The organism is Streptomyces sp. UG1 (assembly GCF_049974585.1).
Lineage (GTDB): Bacteria > Actinomycetota > Actinomycetes > Streptomycetales > Streptomycetaceae > Streptomyces.
Window position 1 is genome coordinate 1 of the sequence record NZ_JBNGGG010000096.1, and the last position, 13,444, is coordinate 13,444.

A 13,444-nucleotide genomic window follows, 5' to 3' on the forward strand; every position below is an offset into this window, starting at 1 on the left:
AACTGGCCCACCATCCTCCCCACCACCCCACCCACCGACCTCCCCACCTACCCCTTCCAACACCACCCCTACTGGCTGGAAACCCCACCCACATCGGGGAACGTCACAGCGGCCGGGCTGGAGGAAACGGGCCATCCGCTCCTCGGGGCGGTCGTGGTTCTCCCCGACGGACAGGGCACGGTCTTCACCGGCCGCATCTCCACAACAACCCACCCCTGGCTGGCCGACCACACCGTCCACGACATCCCGGTGGTGCCCGGAACGGCGTTTCTGGAGCTGGCGCTCCATGCCGCTGGGGCGACCGGGTGCGGACGGGTGGACAGGCTGGTGGTGGAGGAGCCTCTGGTGGTTCCGGAGGAGGGCGGTGTTCAACTGCGGGTGACGGTCGGGCAGGTCGACGATGCGGGGCGTCGGGCGTTCGCCGTGCACGCGCGGCCCGAGGGGGCCGACGAGATGTCGTGGGTCCGGTATGCCGCGGGAGCTCTGGGTCCGGCGGGCGGTGCGGTGGCTGATGCCGCCGAGGGCTCGGAGTCGGGCGAGTGGCCGCCCGCGGACGCCGTCGCGCTCGACGTTGACGACGTCTACCAGCGGTTGCTGCGGGCAGGGCTCGGTCATGGGCCGGTGTTCCAGGGGCTGGGTGCGGCGTGGCGGCGTGGCGACGAGGTGTGGGTGGAGGTGGACCTGCCGGAGGATGCCGACCCGGCCGGGTTCGTTCTTCATCCGGCGCTTCTGGACTCCGTACTGCATGCGGTGCTGGGCGCCGCGGACGGCGCGGATCTCGGGGATGGGCGCCGGGCGCGGTCGCTCGGTGCGGTCGGCGGGGTCACTGTCCATGCGCGCGGCGGGGCGAGGTTGCGGGCGCGGGTCGGTCCGGCCGGGCGGGACGTGGTCGGTGTGCAGATCATGGACCCGTTCGGGGTGCCCGTGGCGTCGATCGACTCCGTGGAGTTGCGTGCCGTGCCGCCCCGGCGGCTGTTGCGGGAGCGTGAGGGGCACACCTCGCTGTTCCGTCTGGCGTGGCGGAGGGTTCCCACGCCCGAAGCGACCGCACCGGCCGGATCGCCCGCCGGTTCGTTCGCCGACCCGTGGGCGGTCATCGGCAAGGACTCCTCACCCCTGAGTGTGGGGGAGGTGATCTACCCCGATCTGGACGCGCTGCTGGGCGCCTTGGACACGGGTGTCCCGGCGCCGGAGCTGGTGTTGCTGTCGTACGACTCCTCGGGCGCCGTCGATCCGGCCGCAGCCGCGCACACGACGACCGGCCATCTGCTGGAAGTGCTGCGGGGATGGCTGGCGGATGACCGATTGGCCGGGTCCCGGCTGGCCGTGCTGACCCGGAACGCGGTGGGCGTGGCCGGCGACGGGACCGATGCCGACGTGGCCGATCCGGCCGGCGCGGCGGCCTGGGGCCTGGGCCGCTCGGCACAGAGTGAACACCCCGACCGTTTCCTGCTCGTCGACCTGGACGGTGCGGACTGCGCCCGTGACCTCCTTGCCGCTGCCCTGTCCTGCGGAGAACCACAGGTGGTCGTGCGGGACCGCACGCTGCTGGTGCCACGGCTGACCCGGCACCGGGTGGCTGTGCCGGACGCTGCTGTCCACCTGCCGGATCCGGCGGGGACCGTGCTGGTGGTGGGCGGAACCGGAGTCCTGGGTGGGCTGGTGGCCCGGCATCTCGTCACCGGGTACGGGGTACGGCATCTGCTGCTCACCAGCCGCCGCGGACCCGACGCCGAAGGCGCCGCGCAACTTCGGGCAGAACTGGCCGAGTTGGGCGCCCAGGTCACCATCGCCGCCTGCGACGCCGCCGATCGCCAGGCCCTGGCCGCGCTGCTGGCCGGCATCCCGGCCGAACGCCCTCTCACCGCCGTCATCCACGCCGCCGGCGTCCTCGACGACGCCGTCCTGACCTCGCTGACTCCCGAGCGCCTCGGCCCGGTGCTGCGCGCAAAGGCCGACGCCGCCTGGAACCTCCACGAACTCACCCGGGACCAGGATCTCGCGGCCTTCGTCCTCTTCTCGTCCGCGGCCGGTGTGCTGGGCAACCCCGGGCAGGCCAACTACGCCGCAGCCAACGCCTTCCTCGACGCCCTCGCCCACCACCGCCACGCTCACGGCCTGCCCGCCACCTCCCTCGCCTGGGGACTGTGGGAACAGGACGGAGGCATGGCCGAATCACTGGGCAGCTCCGGGCGGGCGCGGCTCGCTCGCGACGGCATCCTCCCGTTGTCCGCCGACGAGGGGCTCACGCTCCTGGACGCGGCTCTGTCGGACGACCGGCCGTCGCTCGTGCCCGTCGGCCTCGACACGGGGGCGGTCCGCGATCGGTTGGGCGACGCGCCGGTGCCGCCCGTCCTGCGGGAACTCGTCCGCGTGCCCGCGCGGCGGGCCGGTGCCGCGGGGCCGTCGCTCGCCCGGCGGCTGGCGGGTCTGTCCCCGGAAGACCAGCGTGCGGCGCTGCTGGATCTGGTGTGCGGTCAGATCGCCGCGGCGCTCGGCCATGCCTCGACGAGTTCCGTCGACCCCGACCGGGCCTTCCGGGACCTCGGCCTGGACTCGCTGATCGCCGTCAACCTGCGGAACCGGCTGACCAGCGCGACCGGGCTGCGGCTGCCCGTCACCGTCGTCTTCGACCGTCCGACCCCCGCGGCGCTGGTGGAGTACGTGCGGGAGCAGCTCGTCGACGAGCCGGTCGGCGACGCGGCGCCGCCGGCCCTGGCCGGGCTGGACGAGCTGGAAAGCCGGCTCCTGGCCATGCCGCCGGAGGACTCGGCACACGCCAAGGCGGCGGCCCGACTGCGGCTCCTGCTACGGAAGTTGGACGACATGGTCGCACCGGACGACGAGACGGCCGAGCCGACGGCGGACGACCTGGAATCGGTGACCGACGACGAGCTCTTCGACGTCCTCGACGAGCTCGGCATCTCTGGAGTTGATGAGGTCCGATGAACACTGTTCCGGGCGGGGACGCCGCCACCGCGAACGAGGCGAAGCTGCGCACCTATCTGAAGCGGGCCACCACCGACCTCAAGAAGGCCTACCGGCGTCTGGAGGAGGCCGAGGCCAAGAGCAGCGAGCCGATCGCCATCGTCTCGATGAGCTGCCGCTTCCCCGGCGGGGCCACCACACCCGAGCGGCTGTGGGAGCTGCTGGTCGAGGGCCGGGACACCATGGGACCGTTCCCTGCCGCCCGCGGCTGGGACGTCGACGCCCTGTACGACGCCGATCCCGACAGCCCTGGGCGGACGTACGCCCGTGAGGGAGCCTTCGTCGACGACGCCGCCGGGTTCGACGCGGAGTTCTTCGGGATCAGCCCCCGTGAGGCGCTGGCCATGGATCCGCAGCAGCGGTTGCTGCTCGAAACGTCGTGGGAGGCGTTCGAGCGCGCCCGCATCGTGCCGGAGGCTCTCAAGGGCAAGCCCGTCGGCGTCTTCACCGGCACCAACGGCCAGGACTACGCACGCCTGTTGACGGGCCGCCTGGAGGCCTTCGAGGGCTATCTGGTCACGGGGGCGTCGGCCAGCGTGGCCTCGGGTCGGGTGTCGTACACCTTCGGACTCGAAGGACCCGCCGTCACCCTGGACACGGCCTGCTCGTCCTCCCTGGTGGCCGTACATCTGGCCTGCCAGTCCCTGCGCAACGAAGAATGCGGGCTCGCGCTCGCGGGCGGGGTGACAGTGATGGCCACCCCGACCATCTTCACCGAGTTCAGCCGCCAGCGCGGCCTCGCCCCCGACGGCCGCTGCAAGGCCTTCGCCGACTCCGCCGACGGCGTCGGCTGGGGCGAAGGCGTCGGCCTCCTGCTCCTGGAACGCCTCTCCGACGCCCGCCGCAACGGCCACCCCGTACTCGCGGTCGTCCGCGGTTCGGCCGTCAACCAGGACGGCGCCAGCAACGGCCTGACCGCACCGAACGGGCCTTCCCAGCAGCGGGTGATCCGGGCCGCGCTGGACAGCGCCCGCCTCACCCCGGCCGACATCGACGCCGTCGAAGCCCACGGCACGGGGACCACACTGGGGGACCCGATCGAGGCACAGGCCCTCATCGCCACCTACGGGCAGGAGCGGCCTGGTGAGCGGCCGTTGTGGCTGGGATCGGTGAAGTCCAACATCGGCCACACCCAGGCCGCCGCCGGAGTCGCGGGAATCATCAAGATGGTGCAGGCCATGCGCAACGGGGTGCTGCCGCGAACCCTGCACGTGAATGAACCCAGCCCGCACGTGGACTGGCAGGCAGGGGCGGTACGGCTGCTGACCGAGCCCGTCGCCTGGCCCGAGGATGACCGGCCGCGGCGGGCGGCGGTGTCCTCGTTCGGGATCAGCGGGACGAATGCGCACGTGATCCTGGAAGCTGCGCCCGCCGTCGAGGACACGCCGGTCGAGGCCGCGCTGCCGGTGGTGCCGTGGCTGCTGTCCGGCAAGACCGAGCCCGCATTGCGGGAACAGGCCGCACGTCTACGGGACTTCGTGGCCGCCACCGATACAGATGCGGTGCGGGTGGCGTCCACCCTGGCCACCGGGCGCAGCCACTTCACCCACCGGGCCGCGGTCACCGGCACCACCACCGACGAACTGCTCGCCGGGCTGGATGCCCTCGCCCGCGGGCAGCACGCGCCCAACGTGGTTCAGGGAACGGCTGGTCCGGTCGGGAAGGTGGCCTTCCTGTGTGCCGGACAGGGCAGCCAGCGCCCCGGCATGGGACACGACCTGTACACCGCCTTCCCCGTCTTCGCCGCCGCCCTCGACGAGGTGTGCGCACACCTCGACCCGCTCCTCGACCGGCCGCTGCGGGATGTGATGTTCGCCGAACCCGGCACCCCGGAAGCCGAACTGCTGGACCACACCGGCTACACCCAGCCCGCCCTCTTCGCCCACCAGACCGCCCTGTACCGGCTCCTCGAACACTGGGGCGCACACCCCGACTACCTCATCGGCCACTCCCTCGGTGAGATCACCGCAGCCCACCTCGCCGGCGTCCTCTCCCTGCCCGACGCCTGCACCCTCGTCGCCGCCCGCGCCCGCCTCATGCAATCCGTGCCCGCAAGCGGCGCCATGGTTGCGGTACAGGCCACCGAGGACGAGGTACGGCCCCACCTCACCGACGGCGTCGACATCGCCGCGATCAACGGCCCCACCTCCACCGTGATCTCCGGCGACACCCCCGCCGTCCTCGCCCTCGCCCAGCACTGGAAAGACCACGGCCGCAAAACCCACCAACTCCCCGTCAGCCACGCCTTCCACAGCCCCCACATGGACCCCATCCTCACCGACTTCCACACCGTGGCGGCCGGCCTGACCTACCACGCACCGCGGATCCCCGTCATCTCCAACATCACCGGTGAGATCGCCACTTCAGAGCAGCTCACCTCACCCCACTACTGGACCGACCACATCCGCCAACCCGTCCGCTACCACCACGGCATCCAAACCCTCGACCACCTCAACACCACCACCCACATCCACCTCACCCCACAAACGGACCCCCTCACGACCGCCACCCACCTCCACACCACCGGCACCCCCCTCAACTGGCCCACCATCCTCCCCACCACCCCACCCACCGACCTCCCCACCTACCCCTTCCAACACCACCCCTACTGGCCCGAAGCTCCCACATCCCCCGGGGACATGGCCGCCGCAGGCCTGGGCGCGAGCGCGCACCCGTTGCTGAGTGCCACGATCTCCGTGGCCGACAAGGACGCGTGCCTGCTCAGCGGCCGGATCTCGGTGCGGACGCACCCTTGGCTCGCGGAGCATGTGGTGCTGGACACCGTGCTGCTTCCGGGCACCGCTTTTGTCGAGTTGGCCCTCCAGGCGGCTCGGCACGTGGGATGTGAGGAGGTTGCCGAACTGACGCTGCACGCCCCGCTGGTGCTGGGCGAGGAGGATGCGCGGCAGCTTCAGATGCAGGTCGAGGCGCCGGACGAGGACGGGCGCAGGGCCGTGGCCGTCCACTCGCGCCTCGACGCCACCGGGGAGGGGGAGGTCGAGCACGCGTGGGTGTGTCATGCCACCGGGGTGCTCGCCGCGGAGGCGGCCGCGGAGCCGGCGCCTCCGTACGGTGCGGAGGTGTGGCCGCCTGCCGGGGCCGTGCCCCTGGACGTGGCGGACCTCTACGGGCAGTTCGAGGACATCGGTCTCTCGTACGGTCCCGTCTTCCGGGGTGTGCGTGCCGCCTGGCAGCACGGTGACGAGGTCTGGGCGGAGGTGGCGCTGCCGGACGATGCCGTGGACGCCGTCCGCTTCGGTCTCCATCCGGCACTGCTGGACGCGGCGTTGCAGGCGGCGGTGCTGCACGAGGGCAACGGTGAGCGGGCGCAGGCCAGGCTGCCGTTCTCCTGGTCGCGGGTGGCGCTGCACTCGGCGGGTGCCGAGTTGCTGCGGGTGCGGGTGTCCCCGGCGGGGCGGGATGCGGTCACGTTGGCGTTGTTCGACGGCGATGGGGTTCCGGTGGCCACCGTCGGTTCGCTGGCCGTCCGGCCGGTCACGGCCGAGCAGTTGGCCGCGGTCCGCCCGGCGGGTCAGGATGCGCTGTTCCGTCTGGAGTGGACGGCTGCCGACGCCTCCGGTGCGGACTCCGCGGGTTCGCGGTGGGCTGTGCTGGGTGACGGCGTTCCGGCGCCGGACGGCGTCGAGGTCTGCGTCTACCCCGATCTGGCGGCGCTGAAGGTGGCCGTGGCCGCTGGTGCCTCCGTTCCGGACGTGGTGCTGACCGGGTGCTGGTCCGACGGCGCCGATGCTGCGGCCGGAGCCCACGCCGTGACCGCGCAGGTGCTCGGCGTGGTCCAGGAGTGGCTGAGCAGCACCGAGCTGGAACCGGCGCGGCTTGCCTTGGTGACGCGTGCAGCGGTCGCCGTCCGTACGGGTGAGGTGCCCCGTGACCTCGCCGCGGCGTCGGTGTGGGGGCTCGTGCGCTCGGCTCAGAGCGAGCACCCGGGGCGGCTGGTGCTGGTCGATGTGGACGGTGCCGAGTCGTCGTACCGGGCACTGCCCGCGGCGCTGGCGTCCGGTGAGCCGCAGTGCGCCGTACGGGGCGACATGATGCATGTGTGCCGGTTGGTCGGTGCGGGTGCGTCGGCTCTGTCCGTGCCGCGGGACGGTTCGCCGTGGCGACTCGACGTCGGGACGGCCGGGACGGTGGACGGCCTCTCGGTGGTGGCCGCGGACGTCGAACGGCCGCTGGAGGCCGGCGAGGTCCGCGTGGCGGTCCGGGCGGCGGGTCTGAACTTCCGTGACGTGCTGATCGCATTGGGCGTCTATCCGGGCCGGGCGCTGATCGGCAGCGAGGCCGCGGGTGTCGTCACCGGTACCGGCCCGGGGGTGACCGGTCTGGCCCCCGGTGACCGGGTCATGGGGCTGTTCAGCGGCTGCATGGGGCCCGTCGCGATCACCGACCACCGGATGCTCGCCCGGGTGCCGGACGGCTGGTCGTACGCACAGGGCGCGACGACGCCGATCGCCTTCCTCACGGCGTACTACGCCTTGACGGATCTGGGCGGGCTCCGGCCCGGTGAGAAGGTTCTCGTCCACTCGGCGGCGGGCGGTGTCGGCATGGCCGCGACGCAGCTCGCCCGGCATCTGGGTGCGGAGGTGTTCGGCACCGCGAGCCCCGGCAAGTGGCATGTGCTGCGCGCCCAGGGGCTGGACGAGCGGCACATCGCGAACTCCCGCACCCTCGGCTTCGAGCAGGAGATCCTCACCGGCACCGGTGGCCGGGGCGTGGACGTCGTACTCGACTCCCTGGCGCACGAATTCGTCGACGCGTCACTGCGGCTGCTGCCGCGCGGCGGGCGCTTCCTGGAGATGGGCAAGACCGACATCCGCGACGCCGATGAGGTCGCGGCGCGGCATCCAGGAGTCGGCTACCGGGCGTTCGACCTCATGGAGGCCGGGCCGGACCGTATCCAGGAGATGCTGGCCGCTCTGGGAGAGTTGTCCGACGCCGGGGCGCTGCGGCCGCTGCCGGTCTCGGCCTTCGACATCGGCCAGGCTCCCGAGGCCTTCAGGTTCATGAGTCAGGCCGGGCACATCGGCAAGCTGGCCCTCACGGTGCCCCGTGCGCTCCGGCCCGAGGGGACGGTGCTGGTGACGGGCGGCACCGGCACGCTGGGATCACTGGTCGCCCGGCATCTGGTCGAGCAGCATGGCGTACGGCATCTGCTGCTCACCAGCCGCCGCGGACCCGACGCCGAAGGCGCCCACCAACTTCGCGCGGACTTGGCGGAGTTGGGTGCGCAGGTCACCATCGCCGCGTGCGACGCCGCCGACCGCGAGGCCCTGGCCGCGCTGCTGGCCGGCATTCCGGACGAGCACCCTCTCACCGCCGTCATCCACGCCGCCGGCGTACTCGACGACGCCACCGTGCTGTCGTTGACCCCGGACCGCCTGGACACCGTCCTGCGCCCCAAGGCCGACGCCGCGTGGAATCTGCACCACCTCACCCAGGACCACGACCTCACCGCCTTCGTCCTCTTCTCCTCCGTCGCCGGCACCCTCGGCGCCCCCGGCCAGGCCAACTACGCCGCCGCCAACACCTTCCTCGACGCCCTCGCCCACCACCGCCACGCCCACGGCCTGCCCGCCACCTCCCTCGCCTGGGGACTGTGGGAACAGGAGGGAGGCATGGCAGACAGCGGTGAGGGCGTCCGGTCCCGCCTCACCCGTACCGGGCTGAAGCCCTTGGCCACTTCCGAGGCGCTGGTGCTGTTCGACTCCGCGCTCGGCGACCCCCGGCCGGTGCTGGTACCGGCGAGCCTGGACCGGGCTGTGTTCCGGGCGGCCGCCGACGCCGGTGCGCTGCCGCCGGTAATGCGCGCCGTGGTGTCGACCGCGTCCCGCCGCTCCCGGCCCGCGCGCCCTGGTGCCTCGGCTCTGGGGCAGCGGCTGGCCGGACTGTCCGCGGCCGACCGGGACGAGTTCCTGTTGCGCCTGGTGCGGCAGAACGTCGCAGACGCGCTCGGACACGCAAGTGCGGACGCGGTGCCGGCCGACCGACGGTTCCAGGACCTGGGGTTCGACTCGCTCACCGCCGTCGAGCTGCGCAACCGGCTCAGCGGTGCCACCGGTCTTCAGCTGTCGGCAACACTCGTGTTCGACCACCCGACGACGGCGGCGCTCGCGGCGCACATCGGCGAACTCGTCGGCCCGGGCGGCGACCGTGCGCGTCCCGGGTCTGCGGCCCGGGCGGCGGTGCGGGACGGGGAACCGATCGCGATCGTCGGCATGGCCTGCCGTTTCCCGGGCGGTGTGACGAGCCCGGAGGAACTGTGGGAGCTGGTGGCCGAGGAGCGGGACGCGATCGGGCCGTTCCCGGTCGACCGCGGCTGGGACCTGGACGGGCTCTTCGACGCCGATCCCGACCGGACCGGCACGAGCTACGTCGACGAGGGAGGTTTCCTCCAGGGTGCCGACCTCTTCGACGCGGAGTTCTTCGGGATGAGCCCACGTGAGGCGCTCGCCACCGATCCACAGCAGCGGCTGCTGCTGGAGACCGCGTGGGAGGCGCTGGAGCGCGCCGGTCTCCGGCCGGCCACGCTGCGCGGCAGCCGTACCGGTGTGTTCGTCGGCATGGCCACGCAGTACTACGGCGTCGGTCCGGCACAGTCGACGGCGGCGGTGGAGGGCTATCTGCTGACCGGTACCACCAGCAGTGTGGCGTCCGGCCGCATCGCCTACGCGCTGGGCCTGGAGGGCCCGGCCATCACGCTCGACACGGCGTGCTCGTCGTCCCTGGTCGCCCTGCACTCGGCCTGCCAGGCGCTGCGCCGCGGTGAGTGCGACATGGCGCTAGCGGGCGGTGCCAATGTGATGGCCTCGCCCGCGATGTTCGTCGAGTTCAGCCGACAGCGGGGGCTGGCGCCGGACGGCCGGTGCAAGCCCTTCGCGGAGGGGGCCGACGGCACCGGCTGGGGTGAGGGCGTCGGGCTGCTGCTCGTCGAGCGGCTGTCGGACGCACGGCGCAACGGCCACCCGGTGCTGGCGGTCGTCCGGGGCTCGGCGGTCAACCAGGACGGCGCCAGCAATGGGCTCACCGCACCCAACGGCCCCTCGCAGCAGCGGGTCATCGGCGAGGCGCTGGCCGACGCAGGCCTGACGCCCGCCGATGTCGACGTGGTGGAGGCGCACGGCACGGGCACGGCCCTCGGCGACCCGATCGAGGCCCAGGCGCTGATCGCCACCTACGGACAACAGCGGCCTGGTGAGCGGCCGTTGTGGCTGGGCTCGGTGAAGTCCAACATCGGCCACACCCAGGCCGCCGCCGGCGTCGCCGGAGTCATCAAGATGGTCCAGGCCATGCGCCACGGTGTCCTGCCCAAGTCCCTCCACGCGGGGCAGCCCACCGGGCACGTGGACTGGGCGGCCGGAGCGGTACGGGTGCTGACCGACGCCACGGACTGGCCCGAGGCCGACCGGCCCCGGCGGGCCGCGGTCTCCGCCTTCGGCATCAGCGGTACCAACGCCCATCTGATTCTCGAAGCCGGTTCCGCCGCGGAGGTACCGGCCGGGCCTGTGGAGAGCGTCGGCGGTCCGGTGCCATGGCCGGTCTCCGCCCGTACGGAAGAGGCGCTGCGCGCCCAGGCCGGCCGGCTGGCCGCGTTTGCCGAGGAGCACCCGGAGGTGAGCACGGCAGGCGTGGCGCACGCGCTGGTGACGCACCGGGAAGCGTTCGAGCGGCGGGCTGTGGTCCTCGGCCGCGAGCCCGGGGACTTCGTCTCGGGGCTGCGGGCGCTCGCCGCGGGAGAACCCGGCCCCGACGTGATCCAGGGCGTGGCGGGCGCCGGGCACGGCAGGACCGTGTTTCTCTTCCCCGGCCAGGGCTCCCAGTGGGAGGGCATGGCGCTGGACCTGCTGGACTCCTCTCCGGTGTTCGCGCAGCATTTGCACGCCTGTGCCGAGGCGCTCGGCCGGTACACCGGCTGGGATCTCGTCGACGTGCTCCGCGGCGCCCCCGGGGCCCCCGAGTTGGAGCGGGTGGACGTCGTACAGCCCGCGCTGTTCGCGGTGATGACCTCGCTGGCCCACCTGTGGACGGCCCACGGCGTGCGACCCGACGCGGTGGTCGGGCACTCGCAGGGTGAGATCGCGGCGGCCTACGTCGCGGGCGGCCTGTCCCTCGACGATGCCGCCCGCGTGGTGGCACTGCGCAGCAGAGCGCTCACCGCACTGGCCGGATCGGGGGCGATGGCCTCGGTGCCGGTCTCCGCCGACGAGGTGGAGCAGCGTGCCGCCGGCTGGCAGGGCCGGGTCGGGGTCGCGGCGGTCAACGGGCCGCGGGCGACTGTCGTGGCCGGTGATCCGGACGCGGTACGGGAGTTCGTCGAGCAGTGCCGGGCCGACGGCGTCCGGGCCCGGCTGATCACCGTCGACTACGCCTCCCACTCCCCGCACGTGGAAGCCATCCGCGACGAGCTGCTCGACCTCTTCGACGGCATCACCCCCCGCACGGGAAGCGTGGCGTTCTACTCCACGGTCACCGGCGCGGAACTCGACACGGCCGAGCTCGACGCCGGCTACTGGTACCGCAACCTGCGGCAGCCGGTGCAGCTCGCGAAGGCCACCAGTGCGCTGCTGGACAGCGACCACCGGCTGTTCGTCGAGGCCAGCCCGCACCCCGTGTTGACCATCGGCGTCGAGCAGCACCTGGAAGACGCGGGCGTGCCAGGCGCGGCGATCGGAACGCTGCGCCGGGACAAGGACGGTGCCCGCGAGTTCCTCTCCGCCCTGGCACACGCCCATGCCCACGGCGTCGCCGTCGACTTCGGTGCCGCGCTCCCCGAGCCGCGCACGACGTCCCCGGACCTGCCGACGTATGCCTTCCAGCGCCGGCGCTACTGGCTGGAGCCGGGCGCGGGTGCGGGCGACGTCCGGGCGGCCGGGCTGGCAAGCACCGGGCACCCGCTGCTGGGTGCGGCGGTCCGGCTCGCCGAGGGGGACGGGCACGTGCTGACGGGCCGGATCTCCCTGCGCACGCACCCCTGGCTGGCTGATCACGCGGTGCTGGAGAGCGCGGTGCTGCCGGGTGCTGCCTTCGCCGAACTCGCCCTGCACGCTGCCGAGTTGTCCGGGTGCCCCCGGGTGGACGAACTGACTCTGGAGGCGCCCCTGGTGCTCTCCCGACCCGAGGGTGTCCAGTTGCAGGCCGTCGTCGGCGCGCCCGACGCACGCGGGCACCGCACGCTCACCGTCCACTCCCGGCCCGACGGCGACGACCCGGACGCCCAGTGGACCCGGCACGCCACCGGGCTGCTCACGGCCGACGCCGCTCCCGCCGCGTTCGACCTGAGCTCCTGGCCGCCGCCGGCCGCCACCGCGGTCGACACCGGAGACCTGTACGACGGGTTCGCTGCACTCGGCCTCGGCTACGGCCCCGCGTTCCAGGGCCTCAAGGCCGCCTGGCACGACGGCGAGCGGTACTACGCCGAGGTCGACCTGCCCGACGACATGGAAGTGGCCGGGTTCGGTGTGCATCCGGCCCTTCTCGACGCGGCACTGCACACCGTGGCGCTGCACGCTCGCGGTTCGGGACAGGAGGCGGCCGTGCTGCTGCCGTTCTCCTGGGACGGTGTCGTGCTGCACGCCGACGGTGCCAGAACGCTGCGGGTGTGCCTGACAGCCATGGGCGAGCACGCGGTGGCCCTGGAGGTGGCCGACGGTTCCGGGAAGCCCGTCGTCTCGGTCGAGGGGCTGCGGCTCCGGCCGGTCACGGCGGCGAGCCTGGCCCCGGCCTCCCGGGCGGGCGCACTGTACCGGCTCGGCTGGACCGAACTTCCGGCTCCGGCCGGGCAGGAGTCCGCGACCGCTCGGTGGGCCGTTCTCGGCGACGCGGACGCGCTGCCGGCCGACGGCACGGTTGTGTCGTACCCGGATCTGGCGGCGTTGCGGGCAGCGGTCGAGGACGGGGACCCGGTGCCGGACGTGGTGTTCACTGCGGCTGGAGCGGATCCCGGCGTTGCGCCGGTGGCAGGGGTGCGGAGCGAGACCCGTCGGGTGCTCGCCCTGCTCCAGGAATGGCTGGCCACGGACCGGCTCGCCTCCTCGCGGCTGGTGGTGCTCACCCGGGGCGCGGTCGCCGTCCGTGACGACGAGGACGTGCCCGACCTGGCCGGCGCGTCGGTCTGGGGCCTGGTGCGCAGCGCCCAGTCGGAGAACCCCGACCGGTTCGTCCTCGCCGACGTGGACGCCCCGGGCGGCCTGTCCACCGCGGCTCTGCGCGCCGCCCTGACCGCGGGTGAACCGCAGCTCGCGGCGCGCGCGGGCGTGACCCACGTGCCGAGGCTGTCGAAGCCGTCGACGCCGGACGCAGCGGCGGCTCCCGAGTTCGCTCCCGAGGGGACGGTGCTGGTGACGGGCGGCACCGGCACGCTGGGGTCACTGGTCGCCCGGCATCTGGTCGAGCAGCATGGCGTACGGCATCTGCTGCTCACCAGCCGCCGCGGACCCGACAC

General features: G+C 73.1%; 2 protein-coding genes and 1 pseudogene. All 3 read left to right on the top strand.

Annotated elements, in window-relative coordinates:
* Positions 1 to 2,949, top strand: a 2,949-nt coding sequence (locus ACP4J3_RS49830; RefSeq protein WP_426544782.1) for a type I polyketide synthase, incomplete at its 5' end; no start/stop codon positions are given.
* Positions 2,950 to 3,095: 146 nt separating this feature from the next.
* Positions 3,096 to 12,656, top strand: a pseudogene (locus tag ACP4J3_RS49835) (SDR family NAD(P)-dependent oxidoreductase); the annotation flags it as partial.
* Positions 12,642 to 13,444: SpnB-like Rossmann fold domain-containing protein (locus ACP4J3_RS49840; RefSeq protein WP_426544784.1), on the top strand; the 803-nt coding region annotated here is incomplete at its 3' end. The pseudogene ACP4J3_RS49835 and the gene ACP4J3_RS49840, both read left to right, overlap by 15 nt.